The sequence below is a fragment of the Winogradskyella sp. MIT101101 genome, assembly GCF_047126865.1.
GTDB classification, from domain to species: Bacteria; Bacteroidota; Bacteroidia; order Flavobacteriales; family Flavobacteriaceae; genus Winogradskyella; species Winogradskyella ouciana.
Genome location: NZ_CP138982.1, coordinates 2,316,368 through 2,339,670 on the forward strand (window position 1 = coordinate 2,316,368; position 23,303 = coordinate 2,339,670).

General features: G+C 36.2%; 15 protein-coding genes. 8 read left to right on the forward strand and 7 right to left on the reverse strand.

The genetic code is table 11. The annotated features are described in order from the left end of the window. Positions 1-60: 60 nt before the first annotated feature. From SIB89_RS10420 to SIB89_RS10450, 7 genes are all read right to left on the reverse strand, one after another. A complete protein-coding gene (locus SIB89_RS10420) occupies positions 61-339 on the reverse strand; it encodes a F0F1 ATP synthase subunit epsilon (protein ID WP_412559734.1) in 279 nt (92 codons plus the stop codon). A 78-nt stretch (positions 340-417) separates the two neighbouring features. Continuing rightward, a complete protein-coding gene (atpD, locus tag SIB89_RS10425) occupies positions 418-1,926 on the reverse strand; it encodes a F0F1 ATP synthase subunit beta (RefSeq protein ID WP_273292561.1) in 1,509 nt (502 codons plus the stop codon). A gap of 179 nt (positions 1,927-2,105) precedes the next feature. Further along, entirely contained in the window at positions 2,106-3,752 is a 1,647-nt protein-coding gene (locus SIB89_RS10430; RefSeq protein WP_273292563.1) for a G-D-S-L family lipolytic protein, read from the reverse strand. Between the two features lie 24 nt (positions 3,753-3,776). Next, positions 3,777-6,578, reverse strand: coding sequence for a TonB-dependent receptor (locus tag SIB89_RS10435; RefSeq protein WP_273292565.1), 2,802 nt, complete (start codon positions 6,576-6,578; stop codon positions 3,777-3,779). Positions 6,579-6,743: 165 nt separating this feature from the next. Next, entirely contained in the window at positions 6,744-8,591 is a 1,848-nt protein-coding gene (glmS, locus tag SIB89_RS10440; protein ID WP_273292567.1) for a glutamine--fructose-6-phosphate transaminase (isomerizing), read from the reverse strand. An 11-nt stretch (positions 8,592-8,602) separates the two neighbouring features. Then, positions 8,603-10,285, reverse strand: a complete 1,683-nt coding sequence (locus tag SIB89_RS10445) for a DUF4270 domain-containing protein (RefSeq protein ID WP_155088058.1) — start codon at positions 10,283-10,285, stop codon at positions 8,603-8,605. Between the two features lie 8 nt (positions 10,286-10,293). Next, positions 10,294-11,106 carry a glycogen/starch synthase gene (locus SIB89_RS10450; RefSeq protein ID WP_155088059.1) on the reverse strand — a complete coding sequence of 271 codons (813 nt, stop codon included), beginning with the start codon at positions 11,104-11,106 and terminating at the stop codon, positions 10,294-10,296. A gap of 110 nt (positions 11,107-11,216) precedes the next feature. Here SIB89_RS10450 and panC point away from each other — a divergent pair, with 110 nt between their 5' ends. From panC to SIB89_RS10490, 8 genes are all read left to right on the forward strand, one after another. Next, a complete protein-coding gene (gene panC / locus SIB89_RS10455; protein ID WP_155088060.1) occupies positions 11,217-12,068 on the forward strand; it encodes a pantoate--beta-alanine ligase in 852 nt (283 codons plus the stop codon). 13 nt (positions 12,069-12,081) lie between these two features. Continuing rightward, positions 12,082-12,432, forward strand: a complete 351-nt coding sequence (panD, locus tag SIB89_RS10460; protein ID WP_273292569.1) for an aspartate 1-decarboxylase — start codon at positions 12,082-12,084, stop codon at positions 12,430-12,432. Between the two features lie 4 nt (positions 12,433-12,436). Further along, entirely contained in the window at positions 12,437-13,396 is a 960-nt protein-coding gene (locus SIB89_RS10465; protein ID WP_412559735.1) for a lysylphosphatidylglycerol synthase transmembrane domain-containing protein, read from the forward strand. A 42-nt stretch (positions 13,397-13,438) separates the two neighbouring features. Then, entirely contained in the window at positions 13,439-14,587 is a 1,149-nt protein-coding gene (locus SIB89_RS10470; protein WP_412559736.1) for an alpha/beta hydrolase, read from the forward strand. A 78-nt stretch (positions 14,588-14,665) separates the two neighbouring features. Then, positions 14,666-15,853 carry an alpha/beta hydrolase gene (locus SIB89_RS10475; protein WP_412559737.1) on the forward strand — a complete coding sequence of 396 codons (1,188 nt, stop codon included), beginning with the start codon at positions 14,666-14,668 and terminating at the stop codon, positions 15,851-15,853. A gap of 201 nt (positions 15,854-16,054) precedes the next feature. Beyond that, positions 16,055-17,413 carry a DNA repair protein RadA gene (gene radA / locus SIB89_RS10480; RefSeq protein WP_273292576.1) on the forward strand — a complete coding sequence of 453 codons (1,359 nt, stop codon included), beginning with the start codon at positions 16,055-16,057 and terminating at the stop codon, positions 17,411-17,413. 274 nt (positions 17,414-17,687) lie between these two features. Next, complete coding sequence (locus SIB89_RS10485) at positions 17,688-21,923, forward strand: LamG-like jellyroll fold domain-containing protein (protein ID WP_412559738.1); 4,236 nt, start codon at positions 17,688-17,690, stop codon at positions 21,921-21,923. 385 nt (positions 21,924-22,308) lie between these two features. Next, positions 22,309-23,103, forward strand: coding sequence for a T9SS type A sorting domain-containing protein (locus SIB89_RS10490; protein ID WP_412559739.1), 795 nt, complete (start codon positions 22,309-22,311; stop codon positions 23,101-23,103). The last annotated feature ends 200 nt before the right edge of the window (positions 23,104-23,303 follow it).

The window sequence follows — 23,303 nt, forward strand, 5'->3', positions numbered from 1 at the left end:
AAAGCAAAAAAAACGCGAAGCATCTGCTTCGCGTTTTTTTATATAGTGTTGAAATATTTATTAATCTGCTAAAATAATTAGCTTATTATCTTTCATTTCAATAGTACCAGAATTGATGGCTAACCAAACACCTCTATCTGACTTGGTGAATTTGTCTTCAACCTCTTCTTCTAATTGAATATTATTACCAGCCACTTTAACGTGTCCTTCTTTAAGAATAGATACGATAGGAGCGTGATCTTTTAACATTTCAAACTCACCATTAACACCAGGAACAGTAACAGAATCTACTTCTCCACTAAATAATGTTGCTTCAGGTGATACAATTTCTAAATACATAGTTTTTTAGTATTTAGTAATCAGTATTTAGTAATTAGTAGCGACTGCATACTGCATACTACATACTGCTTACTGTTTTTAAGCTTCCGCTAACATCTTTTCTCCTGCTTCGATAGCTTCTTCAATAGAACCTTTAAGGTTAAATGCGGCTTCTGGTAAGTGATCTAATTCACCGTCCATAATCATATTAAAACCTTTAATCGTTTCTTTAATATCTACCAATACACCAGGTATACCAGTAAACTGCTCAGCTACGTGGAATGGTTGAGATAAGAAACGTTGTACACGTCTTGCTCTATTTACAGCCATTTTATCTTCTTCAGATAATTCTTCCATACCAAGGATGGCAATAATATCTTGTAATTCTTTATAACGTTGTAATAACTCTTTTACACGAGTAGCACAGTCGTAATGCTCATCACCTAAAATATCTGCTGCTAAAATTCTAGATGTAGAATCTAAAGGGTCTACCGCTGGGTAAATACCAAGCTCAGCAATTTTACGAGATAATACGGTTGTTGCATCTAAGTGGGCAAACGTTGTAGCAGGTGCAGGATCCGTTAAATCATCCGCAGGTACATAAACTGCTTGTACAGATGTAATCGATCCTTTCTTTGTTGACGTAATACGCTCTTGCATTGCACCCATCTCTGTTGCTAATGTTGGTTGGTAACCTACCGCAGATGGCATACGACCAAGTAATGCAGATACCTCAGAACCAGCTTGTGTAAAACGGAATATATTATCTACGAAGAATAATACATCTTTCCCTTGTCCATCACCAGCACCATCACGGAAATACTCAGCAATAGTTAAACCAGATAATGCCACACGAGCACGAGCTCCAGGAGGCTCATTCATTTGTCCGAATACAAACGTTGCTTTAGAATCTAACATGGCTTTCTTATCTACCTTTTGAAGATCCCATCCACCTTCTTCCATTGAGTGCATAAAGTCATCACCATACTTGATAATTCCAGACTCTAACATCTCACGAAGTAAATCGTTTCCTTCACGTGTTCTTTCACCAACACCTGCAAATACAGAAAGACCACCGTGACCTTTTGCAATATTGTTAATCAACTCCTGAATCAATACTGTTTTACCTACACCAGCACCACCAAATAATCCAATCTTACCACCTTTTGCATAAGGCTCAATTAAGTCGATTACTTTAATACCAGTAAATAAAACTTCGGTAGACGTTGATAAATCTTCGAATTTAGGCGCCTGTCTGTGAATAGGCAAACCTGCATCACCAGCTTTAGGCAAATCACCTAATCCATCAATAGCATCACCAATTACATTAAAAAGACGTCCGTAAACATCTTCACCAATTGGCATTTGGATTGGAGCACCAGTAGCAGTAACTTCTGTCCCTCTACTTAAACCATCTGAAGAGTCCATAGCAATTGTACGTACAGTATCTTCACCAATGTGAGATTGTACTTCTAATACTAAAAGGGAACCATCTGGTCTTTTAATTTCTAACGAATCATAAATCTTTGGAAGTTCTGAACCAGCAGCGAATTCTACATCGATAACTGGACCTACGATTTGTGCAACTTTACCTGTAACTTTTGACATTACTTATATGTTTTTGTTTTGCAATAATTTAAATATGAAAAACAGCTTACGAAATCAAGTCGATTACGTGCGTTTTTCGCGCTGCAAAGATATAGTTTTATTTAAAAAAATGAGCCTTTTTTAAATAAAAAAAACACGCTTTTTAAAAGCGTGTTTTTAGATATATTTATATTGCTACTCTATTGTAGAGTAGGTGAGTAATTCGTTGGATAATCTCCTGCTTTAGCAAGGTTTCCAGAGGCTTCAAAATTTGAGCCGTATGTCGCATCTATAGCTTGTAAAAAACTATTAGCCATTAAGGCGTAGCCTCTAGCTGTTAAATGTATCCCGTCTAAACTTACCAATCCACCAAACACTAAATCTGTGTTCATGTTATAATCGTCAAACATAATACCTGTAGTAGAAGCTTCAACCAATATGCTGTTAAGATCAACCAGTGCCAATCCATTTGAACTTGCTACAGATGATATACTTGCGTTATAAGCTGCAGTTGCTGTTGCGATTTCTGTTTGTTCTTCTGGTAATAATGCCCATTTATCTTCTAATGGTAACGTTACTCCCTCAACTGCAAATTGACCTGCAACAGCAGGAGGTAAACCTTGACTCTGTAAGAATGCTAAAAAATCTGCATTTACAGAACCTATTACTGAAGAGCTCGGTAATACAAACAAGTCATCAGCAGTTGCTTGTCTTGCCTGGCCATAAACTAAGCCTAAGAGTCCAGCAACCTGTGGTGCAGCTTCAGGTGGTAATCCGAATTGTGCTAAAAATGCAGGGAATGCAGGATTAGCCAATAAAGTTTGAGTTATTAATGTAGATATATTAGCCAAATTCTCGTCTACTATAACTACGGCACTTGCATCAGTTTCTGAAAAGATTACAGTTCTTTCGGCAGCATCATCAATAGCTCCTTGAGACTCTAAGAACGCATAAACACCATTTAGTGCACCAAATAAGTTATTTAATGTTGGAATTAATGGTCCGAAATCTGGATTAGAAGGTTCTAATGGATTGTGAGGAACCGTTGTGAAATGTGATAAACTAGTAATGTTAGGTAAGTTTCCGATAACTCCTTTAGCTCCATTAGCTGTTAAGCCAGCAACTAACGCATTTAAGGATGCGTCGAAAGTAGCAGTTGGTGTAATAGGGTTGGAACCATCTCCACCAGTAGTAGCATAACCCAATACATCGTTACCTCCAACTTCTGATATTGAAACGAATGTTGGACTCTGTGCCATCGCCAATTCTAAGATTGATGCGTTAGGCGTATTCCCAGTCATTCTTACTGCATAAGGATTTGCCGCTGCTGGGAAATTAGCTAAATTACCATAACCTGGCGCAACTAAATGAAAACTTTTTGCTCCTGGTACACCTAAATTGTTAAATGGACCTGTAGGGTTGTTTAATGCAATATCCGTTGAAACGGTTACTGGGCCAATTAAAGACTCTAATGATACAGGACCAGCACCACCAAAAACTAATCTTGGATCAGTAATTCGCATTCCGCCAACAGCTAAACCACCAAAATTATCACTCATCATTGGTTGGCTAAATGCACCTCCGCCAGCTAATGCAAATTTATTTGACATGATATTTGGAAACGAATTTTCTTGAGCTGCAATAAAAAGTGCGTTATCTGTAAAGCCAGCAGTAAAAGATGCACCAACGGCAACATAATTTGAAAAGTCAGCCGACCCTGCCGTTAATTCTGGTAGTGGCTCATCATTAGTATTGTTTCGGTCTCTTAAATCCTGTACGAGTTCATTCTCGCAGGCTACCATACTTAGAGTAAGTAGTGATAGCACTATATATTTTAGTTTTTTCATTTTATATATTTTTCTTTTCCGTTATTATAGATTGTTGATTGTCCAAGACACATAGTATTGAGAGCCAATCAATCCTGTACCAAATGCAGTAAAATACTCGTCTTGCAGTAAGTTGGTTGCACCAGCTTTAAATGTAGACTTTAAACTAGGTACTCTTAAATTGATTTGTGCATCCAATACATGGTAAGCAGGTACTTCACCGTCACCGAAAGAGGCTTCCCAGAAGTAATTATCACTCCATCTCCAAGATACATTAAAACCGAAATTTTTGAATAACTCTGTATTACCAAAAGACGCTTTTACTTTATGTTCAGGAGTATTGAAGTTAGTTCTAAAATCAGGGTTTTGTTGCACATCAAAATCTAGTTTGGCATACGTGTAATTAGCACTTAGGTCAAAGTCTCCTAAAACTTTAGTAGAAACTTGTATCGCAGCACCATAAGAATTAACCTCTTCATCTGAATTAGTATAAGTCTGGTATGCTTGGAAATCACCATTCGCAATTGCAGCAACAGCTAAAGGAGTTCCACCTGGTAATGTTTGTGACAATTGCACGTCTCCATAGAATGGAGCGATTACGGTTTCATTGGCTAAGAAATCCTGGTACTTATTATAATAAGCGGAAGCATCAACTATAATACCATCTAATTTACCACGATACCCTAATTCAAAAGAACTCACTTGCTCAGGTTGTGCTAAGTTAGAGTTTGCAATTTCTAATGCAGCTGGGTTCCCTGATGCTGAAAATGCACCTACAGAATTTGCAAAGAAAGAGTTGTTGTAAGCACCTGTACCATCGAAATCAATATTCGATTGGCCTACTATTGCAGTACCATTTGCACTTAAATCATAATTTCTGACATCTCTTGCTGGGTTGTCTGGTGCACCACCAACAAGAATAGCTCTACCAACATCTAACCCAATGTATAAATCTTGAGTGGTTGGGTTTCTAAATCCAGTTTGAAAAGATGCTCTAATATTATGGTTATCGTTAATAGTAAAACCAGCAGACAATCTAGGAGAGAAGAATCCATCAAATAATTCTGATTTATCATATCTTACAGATCCTGTTAATTTTAATTCTACATTATCAGATAGTTCTAATGATCTTTGTAATTGCGTGTAAACACCAACTTCAGAATAGTTAATAGGTCCATCCGTATCTGTATAAATAGTTCCAAATGAATTTAACCTATATCTTCTGTAAGATCCACCAACTTGGATTTCTGCAAAATCTATCATGTCACCAAAATTATAGTTGGCGTCAGCATGATAAATTTTAGAATTATCTTGAAACTTAGATCCAGTATTTAAATCTGGGTCATTAACACTTCTATTAAATGCAGCCTCATATTCTGGGGTGCCTGGAAGATAACGACCCGTATCGGCTGCAGCCCTTGCTGTGGAGTGAGCTTGGTCATTGGTTGCTCCACCTAAAGTTGCACCAATGTATGCCGCAACATATTCACCAAACCAAGTTTGGTCATCTTTCCATGCTCTGTTAATATTAATACCTGTAAATACCATGTCATAAGAGTCGCCTGCTTTATCTTCTGTAACATAACCTCTAACAAAAAAGTTATCGTTTCTTATCTCTAGTTTATGTTGCTGCAAGAAGAAATTCTTAATGTTGTAACGGTTAGCACCTTGATAAATAGTATTACCAGAACCTACTTTACCAACATATTGAATTTCGAAGTCATTTTCCCAAGGACGAAAAAATAATCCCCAATCAGCTTTGATACTTTCAGCATTATAATTTGTTAAATCTCTTTCATTGTAACCAGTTCTACTCACATTTTGTGAAGGTACAAGTGCCGAAGAACCTGGAGGTGCCAAACCTAAATCTTCTAAAAGTAGTGCTACACCGTTAATGTCCGTACTTACTTCGTCACCATATACATTTATTCCGTCATAATCTGGATCATCTCTTGTCAATCCACGATTAAGTTTATCGTCTTCATTAACAGCAAACCAATCTGTTCCTTTTAAATAACCGAAGTTAACTTTTGCTGCAAATTTTTCACTGAATTTATAGGCCATTCTAATCCCTAGATCAGTATAAGGATTGTCTCCAGCAGCTTCTTGTGATGTTATACCTCTTTTCACATAACCACTAATCCCTGAATGATCAAAAGGATTTTTACTACGCATAAATAAAATACCGTTAAATGCATTTGCACCATATAAAGCTGATGATGCACCTGGTAATAATTCTACACTAAGAACATCAGTTTCGGTCATTCCCAATAAATTACCAAGCGGGAAATTTAGCGCTGGTGCTGAGTTGTCCATTCCATCGACTAATTGCATAAAACGCGTATTGGCAAATGTGGCAAAACCTCTGGTATTAATGGATTTAAAGGTTAAACTATTGGTATTGATATCCACACCTTTTAGATTTTCTAATCCATCATAGAAATCTACAGATGCCGTATTCTTAATTTCTTTTAATCCAAAACGTTCTACTGTAACTGGTGATTCGAAAATACGTTCAGGTGTACGAGATGCAGAAATTACAACTTCATCTAAAGTATTTCCTTCTTGTAGTGTAACATTTACTGTTTGATCGTTAGTTGTTATTTCAACTGTTTGGGCTTCAAAACCTGTGTAACTTACACGAATAGAGAATGGAGGGTCTTGATCTACGGTTAGAGTGTAGTTACCATCAAAATCCGATACTGTACCAGAACTGGTGCCAACTACTACAATATTTGCACCAGGCAAGGGTAACCCAGTATTGTCAGTAATTTTACCTTTAACTGTGGTTTGTGCAAATGACACCACACAAAAAAGCATCGTAAAAAGTTTTAAGATTGTCTTCATTTTAGAGAATTAGTTAATTTTAGTTGAGCAATTTAAAGAAATATATGAAAAGTAGGTAACAAATTTTCATAAAATTATGCACGCATAGTATATTTTGAAAAAATAAGAGCCAAATAATTGAATAATCATCAATTATTTGGCTCTTATTTATGAATTTTTTAATTGTTACTCTACGGTCACAGATTTTGCCAAGTTTCTTGGTTGATCTACATTTTTATCTAACATTACTGCAATATGATACGAAAGTAACTGTAAAGGTATAGTGGTTAATAATGGTGAAAGACACTCTAACGTTTCCGGTACTTCGATAACATGGTCTGCTAATTCCTTAACGTTAGTATCTCCTTTAGTAACAATACCAATAATTTTACCTTTTCTAGATTTTATTTCTTGTATGTTACTTACTACTTTATCGTAATGTCCTTTTTTAGTCGCAATGACAACCACAGGCATTTGCTCATCTATTAAAGCAATAGGACCATGCTTCATCTCTGCGGCAGGATAACCTTCAGCGTGTATATAAGAAATCTCTTTTAATTTAAGAGCTCCTTCTAAAGCCACCGGAAAATTAAAGCCACGACCTAAATACAAGAAATTAGTAGCATTTTTATATATATCTGCTATAGTTTGAATATAGCCATCAGATTTTAAAGCTTCTTCAACTTTACTTGGAATAGTTTCCAATTCAATTAAATGATGTCTAAACTCTGAACTCGAAATAGTTCCTTTGGCCCTTGCTAATCGTAAGGCCATTAAAGTTAAAACTGTAATTTGGGTTGTAAATGCTTTTGTTGAAGCAACACCAATCTCAGGACCTGCATGCGTATAAGCTCCGGCATCTGTTTCTCTTGCAATAGAAGAACCTACTACATTACAAACTCCAAACACAAAAGCTCCTTTAGACTTCGCTAATTTAATTGCTGCTAAAGTATCTGCTGTTTCACCAGATTGTGATATTGCAATAACTATATCTTTTTCTGTAATAACAGGATTTCTGTATCTAAATTCTGAAGCGTATTCTACTTCAACAGGTATTCTTGCTAAATCTTCAAAAATATACTCAGCTACCAAACCTGCATGCCAAGATGTTCCACAAGCTACAATGATAATACGATCAGCAGCAAGAAACTTTTTCATGTTATCCTCCACACCAGCAAGTTTTACCATGGCTTCATTACTTAACAAACGACCTCTAAATGTATCGGAGATGGCATCTGGTTGCTCGTGTATTTCCTTAAGCATAAAATGGTCATAGCCACCTTTTTCTATTTGCTCAAGATTAAGCTGAAGTTCTTGTACGTAAGGATCTACGAGTGCATCATCCTTAATCTTTCTAACTTTTACTTCTTTACCTCTTCTAACAATCGCCATCTCTTCATCTTCTAGGTAAATGGCGTTTTTTGTATATTCTATAAATGGAGAAGCATCACTGGCTATAAAGAATTCGTCTTCACCAATACCTATCGCCAATGGGCTACCTAGTCTGGCAACTACAATTTCGTTAGGTTTGTTTTTGTCAAAAACAGCAATAGCATAGGCTCCAACAACCTGGTTTAATGCAATTTGAACCGCTTTACCAAGCTTAAGGTTTTCGCTCTTTTTAACGTCTTCTATTAAGTTGACTAAAACTTCAGTGTCTGTATCTGATTTAAAAGTATAACCTCTCTTAATGAGCTCTTTCTTTAAAGAGTCATAATTTTCAATAATCCCATTGTGAATTATAACTAAATCACCAGAATTGGAATAGTGTGGATGAGAATTTACGTCATTTGGAACACCATGAGTTGCCCAACGTGTATGGCCAATACCAAGTGTGCCATTGGTTGAAATTTCACTTTCTATACGTTCCTTTAAGTCAGAAACTTTTCCTTTGGTTTTTGAAAGTTTAATATTGGTGCCATCATAAAGAGCGATACCAGCACTATCGTAACCACGATATTCTAGTCTTTGAAGTCCTTTAATTACTATAGGATATGCCTCTCTATGGCCAATGTATCCAACAATTCCACACATAGGTTAATGTTTTAGTTATTTGGTTCTGTGTAATATATCTCTAAATACACTTTTTTACTTTCATCTTCAGTATTGTTTCCATGCAATACTGTACCTCTTGGTGTTATTATTGAACTCGTTGGTGTTGTAAATTCAGAATCATCAGTTGTCTGTACTCGTCTTTGTGCTAATATGTCTTCTAAATTAACATTTAATGAAACAGCTAAACCTAATTCAACATTAGTAGAATCTCTTAATAAGATATTATTAATGTGCTCTGTAATCCTAAACTTATATTTGATACCGTCTCCAGTTGGTTCATCATCAACGCGTTGCAAAGGGCCAAGATGGTTAAACTTTGAAAACGAAGGTAAACTATTATTGGTAAGGTCAATAAAAAAATCTGTCAACGGTGATTTATTATCTATATCATACAGAAAAAGACGATCTGGCTCTTTTCCATCTACCATATTCTGATCCACATAAAAAACTAAGTTAGCTTCATTAACCAATCGTTTAGTTCTAACAAACTTACCGTCTTCATCAGTTTCTACAAATTCACTTTTCCAAGTTTCAAAAGTATTCATGGTGTTATCATCTTCATCCAAGTCCTCTCCATTAAATAACTTAATCCTTGCAATGGATCCTTCACCACCTTTTAAAAACAATCTGTCATCACCATTGGTCTCATCTCCATCGTTAATTGGAGAGGTAAATTCATTATCCATAAAATTGATTCTATTGGGACCAAAACTTAAAACTATAGACGCCTGTTCAGTTGTATCTTCATCGTCCGAAGTAGAAGCTGTTAATCTGGTATAATAAATAGTAATATTAGAAGTTTGTGCACCAGTATTAAGAATAAGAAAACTGCCGTCATCATTTACGGGCTCAGCTTTAAAATAAAGACCTCTAAAATATTCTGAAAAGTTGTTTTGGCTGTCTAAAACTGGGTCACCTTCTTTATCAATAATTTTGTTATGCCAAAATGTAGTGTCTAATTGCACTCTTATACCAGGAAATTGTCTTTGAGTTACTTGTGTTTCTCCTTCATCATCTAAACCTGTTAAAACAAATCCTTCTTCAGAAATTTCGATGATATTATCAATTGGATCAAATTCTTCAGTTGTCTCATTGTAATCAACAAATGGCAATAGTGTACCTTCTAAGACAGCATCAGAAATCGGTTCAGTTGCTGATGCAGATTTGTTTGAAAAATAGGCCTGCGTTTCATCAAATTCAGCATTTGGATCAAAATCTCTAATAAAATAGTTGCTCTCAAATAAACTTAACCTTATTGGTTCTCTACCAAGAACTGAATCTATTTCATAAGTTACATTATCGTCCTCATCTACTTCTTCAATTGAACCAAAATAGGGTATGTATAATACAACAGAGTCAATTTTAACCACATCTCCAAAATCTGCACCAAAAGTAGTACTTAATTGAGTTACAAAACTAGATGTTGTTCTGCCATATGTATTATCGTCATAAACACCTAAAGTGTTAAGGCCAAGACCATTTGTTTGTACTGGCTCTAATGCATCTGTATATGTGATGATATCGTATTGATCTGAAAGAATATCGAAATTAGTTGCAACATCATCATTTAAAATGTCTGATTCTAATGTTGAAAAGTCCTTATCGCAGGCAATAAAACTTGTTATAATCAGTGCAAATACTGCTATTTGAAGGGCAAATTTGTTCTTTTTCATAGGTTTATTTAACTGTTAAGCACAGTTTCTTTATAAAACTCCGTGTAAGGATCTGCAAATTCTTCAATAGAATGGAAATCTAAAACAGGTTTTGTTAAATTTTTAATGTAAGTGTCTAATTCTTTTGGCAATGATTCTGAGCCTCTAATAATAGCATCAGAGTTGTCAATTGCAATCTTCATTAGATTAATATAATTTGGCTTTTCAAGAGGTTTTATAGCTTCTTCGTCCAAATTATCGAATTTCACCTTATCTATCATACCTTTATCTAACGTTCCGTCAAAGGTTTGATTGTACACGGAAGTCACAATTTTACTTTCAGTAAATAACGGTTCAGTTTTATAGAATTCTTTAAGATATAGCGGTAATAATGAGGCTAGCCATCCATTTACATGAATAATATCCGGAGCCCAGTTTAACTTTTTTACTGTTTCAATAACCCCTTTTGCGAAGAAAATAGCACGTTCATCATTATCTGGAAAAAGATTACCATCCTCGTCAGTCAAAGTAGCTTTGCGCTTAAAATAATCTTCGTTATCAATAAAATAAACCTGAATGCGTTCCTTAGGAATAGAAGCTACCTTAATAATCAAAGGCATATCCAAATCGTTGATGACTAAATTTATACCAGATAACCTTATAACTTCATGAAGTTGGTGCCTTCTTTCGTTAATATTACCAAAACGAGGCATAAATATTCGTATCTGTCCTCCTTGTTTGTTTACCATTCTTGGAGCTTCAAAGGACATTGAAGAAATCTCCGTTTCTGGTAAATATGGAACAACTTCCGACGACACATACAATATTCGTTTATCTTTCATAAATCTACTGCTTTTGAAAATTAAGAGTAAAAAACATGCAAAATTACAAAAATTTGTGCAGATTGCTAGTAAAATATTATGTTTGCACGCGTTAATTTTTTGTTATAGAGTTGAAAATTTTTCACAATCAAACCGAATTATCTAGTCATGTAGATGGCCTTAAGGCAGATGGAAGCTCCATAGGGTTTGTGCCAACAATGGGTGCGCTTCATAATGGGCACTTGTCTTTGGTTGAAAAAGGATTACATGACAATGCTTTTGTAGTAGTAAGTATTTTTGTCAATCCTACTCAATTTGATAATAAAGAAGATCTTGTTAAATACCCAAGAACATTAAATGCTGATGTATCACTTTTAAGAACTGTAAGTGATACAAATATTGTGGTTTATGCACCAACCGTTGAGGATATTTACAACAATAATGTACAATCCCAATCCTTTACTTTTGATGGCTTAGAGCACGAAATGGAAGGCGCTTTTAGAGAAGGTCATTTTGATGGTGTAGGTACTATTGTAAAGCGTTTGTTTGAAATTGTTAAACCTGATAGAGCTTACTTTGGTGAAAAAGATTTTCAGCAATTGCAGATCATTAAAAAACTAGTAGAATTACATAATATACCTGTAAAAGTAATAGGTTGTCCAATCCATAGAGCAAAAGATGGCTTGGCAATGAGCTCTAGAAATTCAAGACTGACAAAAGACCATAGAAATGTAGCTCCATTTATCTATAAAACCTTAAAATCTGCCAAGAACAAGTTTGGCACAAAAAGTGCTCAAAAAGTTACGGAATGGGTAGAAGAGCAATTTAAGCAACAACCGCTTTTAGAGCTAGAGTATTTTATAATTGCAGACACAGAAACCCTAAAACCAGTAAAACGAAAATCAACAAAAAAGACCTATAGAGCTTTTATAGCTGTATATGCAGGTGATATAAGACTTATAGACAATATCGCCTTAAATTAATTACCTTAGTCCCATGCAAATTCAAGTTGTAAAATCTAAGATACATCGCGTTAAATGTACAGGTGCTGACCTTAATTACATTGGTAGTATAACTATTGATGAGGATTTAATGAATGCTGCCAATATTATACAAGGAGAGAAAGTTCAGATTGTAAATAACAACAATGGGGAGCGATTAGAAACCTATTGTATTCCTGGCCCTCGTAATAGTGGAGAAATAACCCTAAATGGAGCTGCGGCAAGAAAAGTGGCTGTAGGTGATATTTTAATTTTAATTACGTATGCCTTTATGGATATGGAAGAGGCAAAAACCTTTAAGCCGTCTTTGGTGTTCCCAAACGAAGCTAACAATCTTCTAAAATAAACTCTTGAGCACACCAAAATCCATCCTAAAAGTTGTTTTACCCTTGCTCTTAGGAGTAGTTTTGGTATGGTATTCATTGTCTCAAATCTCCGTATCAAAACTTATTCAATATTTTAAGGATGCAGACTATTTTTGGATAATCTTAGGAGTGAGTTTAGGTATATTAAGTCATGTGTGTAGAGCTTATCGTTGGTTGTTTATGGCAGAACCATTAGGTTACAGGCCTAAATTTGCCAATAGTTTTATGGCTGTGTATTCAGCTTACCTTATTAATCTAACAATACCAAGAGCAGGTGAAGTAGCCAGAGCTTCAATATTAGCTACATATGAAGACGTGCCTTTTGACAAAGGATTTGGTACCATTGTAGCAGAACGTGTTGCTGACACCTTAATGCTACTCTTAATAATAGGAATAGCCCTCGTTTTAGAGTTTGAGTTCATTTATAGTTTCTTTATGGAAAAGTTTAATCCCACAACTTTGCTTATAGGCGGAACAATATTGTTGTTGCTAGTTTTAGGATTGTACTTTTTTATAAGGCGAAGCAGTTCAAAATTTGCTTTAAAAGTAAAAAGCTTTGTTAAAGGACTTATTGAAGGTGCATTGAGCATATTTAAAATGAAAAAGAAATGGGCATTTATTTTTTATACTGTATTTATTTGGGTACTGTATTTATCTATGTTTTATGTCACCACATTAGCACTGCCAGAATTGGGCAACATATCACTAGCCGGTGTATTGATAGGCTTTATTTTAGCAAGTTTCAGTATTGCAGCAACAAATGGAGGTATAGGCTCTTTTCCGGAAGCTATAGTGATTGCATTTACGCTGTTTAATATACCAGAAGATCCAAGTAGAGCCTTCGGTTGGATTATGTGGTCTTCTCAGACTTTGGTCATTATAGTTCTTGGCGGCCTGTCTTTGATATACTTACCAATCTATAACAGAAAGAAAACCAGCGTATAAAAATATTTTTTACCTTGCTTCAACTTTAAGTCAATCTACAACATGAAGAATTTTTATAGACTTGTTATATTATTTCTAATCACATGTAATACCCAAGCACAAGCAATTTATGAAACTATAGATTCATATAAGCTTGATGATAAACGTGAATTAAAAATTCAATTACCAAGAAATTATGATCCAGAAGCGGATCGCACTTATCCTTTGGTTATCGTTTTAGATGGGGATTATTTATTTGAGCCAGTTGCTGGTAATATAGATTACCAAGCCTATTGGGAAGATATACCAGATTGCATTGTGGTGGGTGTAAAACAAGCGACATCTAGAACAGATGATTTTTTCTATGCCGAAGAGACAAATTTGCCCATAAACGAAGGAGCGGATTTCTACGAATTTATGGGAGCAGAATTGATTCCCTTCATTGAAGAAAATTACAAAGCCTCTCCGTTTAGAGTAATTGTAGGGCACGATATGAGTGCTAATTACATCAACTACTACTTGTTTAAAGATGAGCCAATGTTTAGGGCATACATAAGCCTGAGCCCAGATTTAGCACCACAAATGGTAGAAAGATTGCAGCAACGCTTATCAATTTTAGAGCAAGAAACATTTTATTACATGGCAACGGCAGATGCAGATTTGAAGGTTTTAAGAAATTCAATAATAGAATGTGACGCCAAATTAAAATCTATTGAAAATGGCAAACTACACTATAAGTTTGACAATTTTGAAGATGCCAACCATTATTCTTTGGTAGGGAGAGGAATTCCAAAAGCATTAAATGAAATATTTGCTTTATATAAACCCATTAATGGAAAAGAATACAATGAAGAAGTATTGACTTATGAAGGCTCACCGTACGACTACCTAATGAAAAAGTACGAAGACATAGAATACTTTTACGGTTTTGAAAAGAAATTGATAGAAAATGACATTAGAGCTATTGCAGCTGCTTGCAAAAAGCGCGATGATTTAGAATCTTTAGAGAAGTTGGCAAGGTTGGTTAAGAAAGAATTTCCTAAATCTATGCTCAGTGCTTATTATATGGGAATGTTCCACGAAAAGGAAGGCAACCTAAGAAAAGCACTGTTACGCTACAAAGCCGGATTATTGCTAGAGCCTTCTCAGTATATTGATAAGGAAATGATGCTCGAAAAAATGTACGATATACAAGATGCGATGAAAGATTAATTGCAGTTCATCGAAAAAAATTCACAACTTAACGATATTTTAGTATGTTTGGTACCCCAAAGCTAAACCTACTTAAAAATGAGAAAGACTATTTTAATAGTTCTGGCATTTATTTTTTGCATGCCATTATGCGCTCAGATTAGTTATGATGAAATAAATTCATCAAAACTAAATTCGGTTCGTCAACTAAAAATTAAACTACCAAAGGATTACGATCCATCCTCAGAAATTAAATATCCTTTAATTATTGTTTTTGATGGTGATTATTTATTTGAGCCCATAGCTGGCCAAGTAGATTTTCAAACCTATTTTGATGATATGCCAAGCTCTATAATAGTTGGTGTTGTACAAGGTAGCGAAAGACGTTATGATGGCTATTGTGATGAGGTCACTGGCTTACCTAAAGAATCTGGCTTACGTTTTCACGATTTTGTGGCAGAAGAGTTAATACCTTATCTAGATGAAAAGTTCAATACAAGTAAGTTTAGGGTTGCAGTCGGCCATGATTTAATGGGCAATTTCATAAATTCTTATTTATTTAAAGAAGATCCATTATTTAATGCTTACGTATGCATTAGTCCAGATTTATCTGGTACTGTAAGAGACTATTTAGGTAAAAGATTAGAGTTTTTTAAGGATGATATCTTTTATTATATGGCGACTTCAGATAAAGATCTGCCCTATATAAGAGAAGCTGTTTTAAACGCCAATTCTCAGATTTCAGAAGTTAAAAACCAATATTTAACTTATTATTTTGATGATTTTAAGAATGATACGCATTACACACTTGTTAACAGTGCAATTGCTAAATCGTTTGACAAGATTTTTGAATTGTACAAACCACTCCGTGAGAAAGAACTAGAAGAAAAAGTATTGACTTATGAAGGTACTTTAGACAAGTATTTGGTAGATAGATACGATAGGATTGAAGAGTTATTCGGAATAAAAAAACCAATCACAGAAGAAGAATTTGAAAAAGTAGTTAAAGTTGCCGAGCAACGAAATGATTTGGAGTCTTTAGAGAAAATAGGAAAACTGGCAAAAAAATTAAATCCAGAATCATTATTGGGAACATACTACCTCGCTCAATATTCAGAAAAAGTTGGTAAGACCAAAAAAGCTAAAAAGTTATACGAATCTGCTTTAACACTTAATGATGTGAGCCATATTAATAGAGATTTTATCTTCTCTAAAATTGACGAACTTACCATTGTGGATGCAGATAAAGAAGAAGAAGGAGAGGAGGAAGACAATGAAGAAAACTAAGAAAAATTCATTATCGACCGACTATTTCTTTGAGGCATTGTTCAACAGAACAAAAAACTTTCTATTTACTAATATACCTTCAAAATTAGCTACGATAAAAGTTTTCGCAATAATCAGTTGGTTTAAAGACATCAACTAAAATTATATTAATTTAGCTGTTCTAAAATTTTAAAAGATTTCCGATTTAATTGGAAACTGAAAATGGCTAAAGTAAAAACAACCTTTTTTTGTCAAAACTGTGGTAGTCAATATGCCAAATGGCAAGGACAATGCACATCTTGTAAGCAATGGAATACCATTGCTGAGGAGGTTATCCAAAAACCTGAAAAAAGTAATTGGAAGCCTCAAGGCTCATCTACCAAACGCGTCTCAAAACCACTAAAAATTAATGAGATAGATACTTCGCAAGAAGCACGCCTAAACATGCATGACGCAGAATTTAATCGTGTTCTTGGAGGTGGAATGGTTCAAGGTTCGTTAACACTTTTAGGAGGTGAACCAGGCATAGGAAAAAGTACCTTACTACTTCAAATTGCCTTAAAATTAAACTACAAAACACTTTACGTATCTGGGGAGGAAAGTCAGAAACAAATTAAGATGCGTGCAGAACGTATCAATCCCAATGACAATAGTTGCTATATCCTCACAGAGACTAAAACCCAAAACATCTTTAAACAAATAGAAGCCTTAGAACCAGATTTGGTAATTATAGACTCTATACAGACGTTGCATAGTGATTATATTGAGTCTTCAGCCGGAAGTATATCTCAAATTAAAGAATGCACTACCGAACTGATCAAATTTGCTAAAGAAACCGCAACACCAGTCTTGTTGATTGGGCACATTACAAAAGACGGTCATATTGCCGGACCTAAGATTCTTGAGCATATGGTAGATACCGTTTTACAATTTGAAGGCGATCGCAATCATGTTTTCAGAATTCTAAGAGCACATAAGAATCGCTTTGGCTCAACGAACGAATTGGGCATTTATGAAATGCAAGGTTCTGGTTTGCGAGAAGTTTCTAACCCATCAGAGATTTTAATTTCTGAAAAAGATGGAGAACTTTCTGGCAACGCAGTTGCCGCCACCCTTGAAGGTTTACGACCTTTAATGATTGAGGTACAAGCATTAGTAAGCACCGCAGTTTATGGAACTCCTCAACGTTCCGCGACGGGTTTTAATGCTAAGCGTTTAAACATGCTGTTGGCAGTTTTAGAGAAAAGAGCAGGCTTTCGTTTAGGCGCAAAAGACGTGTTTTTAAACATAACTGGGGGAATCACGGTTGATGATCCGGCAATAGATTTAGCCGTTGTTGCTGCAATCTTATCTTCTAATGAAGACGTAGCTTTACCTAGCGATTACTGCTTTGCTGCTGAGGTAGGTTTATCTGGTGAAATAAGACCGGTTCAACGCGTTGAACAGCGCATATTAGAAGCGGAGAAATTAGGCTTCTCCAGTATTTTTGTTTCTAAGTATAATAAGATTTCCATAAAGAACACACAAATTAAGATTCAGTTAGTCTCAAAAATTGAAGACTTGATAGGTTTTATAGTCTAATTCACTGAAAAACAAGTGTTTTTAATCGGTGTTTTTGTGGTTTTCATTTTTCGAAATAAACACTTTATCGAATTTTTGATACACTTCATCGTTTTTTTTAACAAAATGTCTTGTGCGCTTTTTTATAAATGACTACTATTGTACGGTATGGTGAAACTTATAATAAAGGTTTGTCATACAATTAGTTATATCCCTCCTACTATTCATTTCCATTGAATTAAAGATTTTATCACAGTACATAATAATAGTCCCAAACTATTAATACCATTATGTTATGAAGATAAAATTACTTTTGTGCTTTCTTACTAGTTTAATGCTAATTAGTACTTTCTATGCCCAAACTTCTAAGGTGATAGTTAAGGTAAAATGGAAAAGCGAATCCTATAACCACAAATTAGAACTCTATAATGCTGCTAATGATTTAGTGATTTCTATTTGCGATGATACCCAATGTTATTCTGGTACTCAAACAGGTGGTACGGACAAATATGTGGTCAAATATAACCTTGGATGTGTTGATGACGGAAATAACTACTATGTAAAGCTTTATGATTATGATAATGACGGTTGGTCTAGCAGTAGTGTAAATGTTAAAGTTGCTGGAGTTACAGTAATTAATAATGATGGTACTGGTGCGACTACAGCGGGTCAGAATTTATACTTTAATGTATCTGGTGGTGCTGCTGAATGTAATGCTGAACCAGATATGGATCAGGACGGAATAGCAGACTATTTAGATTATGATGATGATGGTGACGGGCTAACTGATGGTGCTGAAAATATTGGTGAAGATAGATTCGAGTGTACACTTCCACCACTCGTTTTTGAAAATGGAGCGTATGACGCTGCGGCCAGTAGTGGTTCTGAAGGTACTGTAGGTGCAGTTTACCGTTTTGGGAATGCTATTGAAGGAAAAGATGTTTTATTGGAGGTCTTAGAATTAGACAATACAACGATTAGCGATATTGATGTTGACACAATTGATAACCCTTCGTATCTCCAAACCCAACTGACAATGACTGGGACCGGTACACCTGGAGCGAGGTTTAAATTTACCATCGTAGATTCAAGAACAACCACTCCTTCTGTAGAAGTGTATAGAATAAATGGAATTTCTTGGGATGTCGATGGAGGATCAAATTATCAAGAATCGCATGTATATTATGATGTTGCGGCCTATGGAACTGAGAATCCAACTGCTTTAGAGGTCACCGATTTGGGTAGTAATAATATTCAAATTAGTGCTAATGGTGAACAAGAAGGACCAGGTTTCTCAACTTTAAAGATATTAAGAGCATATTATCAGTTCATAGGCAATTCTTTCGAAATGAGAATGCAACTTGTCAATAAAACAACTACTGGATCTAATCTGCGCCAGTTCGGAATGTCATTCACACAGTGTGAGTTTTTAGATTTTAATGCTAATTCTTTGATTATTATTACAGGTGAAGATTTTGATGGGGATGGTAAATACAACCATTTAGATTTAGACTGTGACAATGATGGTATCCCAGATAACGTCGAAGCACAGACAACATTGGGGTATATTGCTCCTAGTAATAATGTTAATCAAAAAACAGGAATAGATTATAATTACGGTGAAGGCCTAAGTTCAATTGATACAGATGGAGATAATACTCCTGATGTTTTAGATTTAGATACAGATGGTGATGGCTTTCCTGACATAGAAGAAAATGGAATGGCAAATAGTATTACCACATTTTCAGATTCCGATGACGATGGACTAGATATACTTTTTGAAGGTTCTGTAACTTATGATCCAACGGATCCTAATGATGATATTAATTCACCTGAAGCGTCGATATTACCAGACACCGATGGGGATTTATATATAGGAGGTGATTTAGACTACAGGGATGACTTGGATGTTTACCATGAAAATGCCACGATAGATTTTGATGGTTACGACGATTATCTGAGCGGCGACAGTCTTATTGAGGGCCTTAGGGAGCTGACGATAATGGCGTGGGTAAAGATAGACCCCTCAAATTCGGGGAACACCTATGCCACGATAGTTGGTGAGGGGGATGCGTTTAAGATCTTCGTCCAGGGAGGCAACGGTCTTCGTTTTTCAATGCGCACCACTGCGGGAAGCCAGCAGGGCATAAGCGGTACGAATATAAATTATGAAGAGTGGCACCATTTGGCCGCCACGTTCTCAAATTCTACAGGTAAACTGGTGTTTTATGTTGACGGGGAGGAGCAGGGCCAGCAGACCAATTCTGGCCTCGTTGGCAGGACGCTGAGCTCATCGGGTCTTTGGAACGGCAGTTTTGAAATTGGCCGCCGATCGATGGACTATACCAACAAGCAGTATTTTGCGGGAGACATCGACGAGGTAAGAATATTCGATTCAGCACTTACAGAAGAACAGATACGACAAATGGTCTATCAGGAGATAGAAGCGGACAATGGACTTGTAAAGGGGAAGGTCACACCGAAACAGATAAAGGACACCAAGACCCTTCAGACGGTGCCATGGTCGAGCCTTATGGGTTACTGGCCAATGACCGATATAAAGAGCAGTACCACGACGGACCTCTCGGGAAATGGCAGGACCCTAAAGCTGATGAATATCAGGACGGTACAGGAACAGACCGCGCCAATGCCCTATGAGACGGGCGGCAATGGCGACTGGACAAATGAAGGGACATGGTTGCACGGCGATGTCTGGGACATTGAAGATGTACCGAGCAACAAGGACTGGGGCATTGTCCACATTAAGCATAATGTTACATCCTCAGCGTCGCACACCAACCTGGCACTGCTGATAGACTCCGATAAGACCTTGACCATCAACGGTGACAACAAGGTGGAGAACAATTGGTACCTAGAACTGAACGGCACCTTGGATCTAATGGACGATTCACAGTTGGTTCAGACCGTTACCAGTGATTTGGTGACCTCTGCCAGCGGTAGAGTTAAGCGTCGACAAGAAGGGGCCAACAACAAATATTGGTACAACTATTGGGCCTCACCGGTTGGGGGTCAAGGTGCGACAAGCTTAACGGACAACAATACGACGAACAACAACCCCAATAATTCGGGCCATAGCCTGAACATGCTCAAAAAGGCCGACGCCAGTAGCTTTCAGTTTACCGATGCCTATGACGAGACGGGCAAGATAAGCAGGTTCTGGCTGTACAAGTACCAAAACGGCGTCACCTATTATGACTATGAAGGCTTTGATGAGAACACGGCACTGCAGCCAGGCGTCGGTTACACCCAAAAGGGCACCGGTATATCAGGGTCGGAACAGCAATATCTGTTTGAGGGAAAACCAAATAACGGTACCATAGTCGTACCGGTCACGGATACTGGCGGAAGCGGTTCCGTTCCCGCGGTTTCTAAAACGGACTACCTGTTGGGCAACCCATATCCATCTGCTTTGGACATCCATGAGTTCATCGATGACAATATCGGTGTCATAGACGGTACGATACAGCTTTGGCAGCAATGGAGCGGAAGCTCTCATTATCTCGATGAATATAACGGAGGCTACGCACAGGTCAATAAACTGGGCTCGGTAAGGGCATATCAGTTTGTGGGCATCGAAGGTGAGACCAATGGCAGCCAAGACGGCACCAAGACACCATCAAGGTACTTGCCGGTAGGGCAAGGGTTTATGACAGAGATTGAGAACAGTGGCAATATAGTTTTTAAAAACAGCCAACGAGTGTTTATTAAAGAATCAGACGCCAACGGGTCTTATAATAATGGGTCGGTGTTCTTTAGGGGCACTTCTAATTCGCAAAATGTAACTGAACAGCAAAATTCAGATCCAGAAGAGGATCCAATGCAAAAAATACGTTTAGAGTTCAATTCAGTTGATGGCCCTGCCACCAGGAGAGAATTATTACTGGGCTTTAGCGAAGATACATCGGACGATTATGATTACGGATACGATTCTAAAAATGTAGAGGAATACAGCGATGACCTCAACCTTGCTCTAGAAGATGAACTGATGACCATGCAGGCCTATGGTCCAATTACTGAGGATAAGGCGGTACCGCTGGTACTAAAAACTTCGGGAAGCTATAACTATACCATAAAGGTTTCCGAAATGGAAAATATCCCTGAGGCCCAAGAGCTGTATATAAAGGATAATTTAACTGGTGAATATTTCGATTTAAGAAATGAAGAGCAACCTTTTGAGTTCTCATCCGAAGAAGGTGAATTTAACGATAGGCTCGAGATCGTTTTCCAGCAACAGCAAAGCGAAACGCTGTCGCAGATAGAAGAAAACATTGAAGATATTAACCTTTATTATGCCATGGGAAGAAAGAAGATCGTGGTGCTGAACCCGACCAATGAAGATCTGAAGAGCATGGAAATAATAAACATGCTGGGACAGTCCGTTGCAAGGATCGGTACCTTCGAAGGCTCGTACAACGAGTATGGCTTGCCGCAACTGAGCGCGGGCACGTACATCGTAAACCTTACCACCGCAACGGGCGCAAGCATGACGAAGAAATTTATCGTAAAGTAAAACAGTGTTTTTAGTTAGTTAGTGGCAAAGGCCGTTCGGTAAGCATATCGAATGGCCTTTGTTGATTATGATATTATTTGAAATTATGTTTAATTTAAAATTAATAAGTTTAAATTATTGTAAATAGCTGAATATGAAGTGCTTTTAATCGCTTTTTTTAACTGCTTATCTTTATATAAATGCTCATAAACGTTGCTTTCCTAAGTTATATCGAAAAGAACTTTAATTATTTTTTATTTCATTTTTCATCTATTAGTATTGTAATGTATTATTCTGACTATCAGACAGTTTAATACATGATATTTCCCTTAAAATATAATCCATTAGACCGAAGATTTTATCGTAGTACATAGTTAAATAGTATTAACCTATAAAACCATAAACTATGAAAATATTACTACTTAAAAGAGAACAGATTTTGTCTTTTATTATCTTAATCTTTTGTGCTTCCCCATTAATTAAAGCACAGAATAACTCTAATGACATTGCGGCATCTGTGCAAAGCTTTAGATTAGAATTTAATAACGTAGATGGACCTTCGGTAACTCGATCGCTACAGCTCAGTTTTAGTGACAATACTTCAGATAATTTTGATGAAGGCTATGACACAAAGAATTTACTCTTAATGCAAGATGACCTAAACTTGTTGCAAAACGGTGAGTATTATATATCCCAGGCATACAGCCCTATAACTGAAGATAAAATTGCAAACCTTGTATTTCAGGCCTCTGGTAATTATAATTATACTATCGAGCTTACCACGATGGAAAATATGGATAACCAAAGTATTCGTTTAAGGGATAATTATACAGGTGAGATTTTTAATTTAAAAAATAGTGGAACTTACCAGTTTTCATCACAGCAAGGCTATTTCGAAGATAGGTTTGAAGTATTCTTCAAATCTGAAGAAACATTATCTCAAACGGAATTTGAAATTGAGGGTGTAGACGTAAGGTATCTCAGTTCTAGTAATACAATATTAGTTTCAAACACTAATAGTTCAGATGTAAAAGACGTGGAAATATATAATATTTCTGGTCAAAAGGTTTTCAGTGATAATACTGTAAACGATGAAAATTTAATTAAATATGAACTAGGAAAAATAAATTCAGGAATTTATATTGTAAAGTTGGTAACAGAAAAAAACGGTTTATTTACTAAAAAGATTATTGTTAACTAGTGATTTTTGAATAAATATCTGAGAGGTCATTCCTAATAGCGTAATTAGGGATGACTTTATTGGTTTACTTAAAATGACTGAATAATGAATCTTATTTTTTATTTACAAGTATTAATAGCACAAACATATTATCGGTTTTTTTAAACACTTAATCGAAGAAAATGTTCCTTTTTTTTGGTGTTTTTTGTTCAAATCACTAC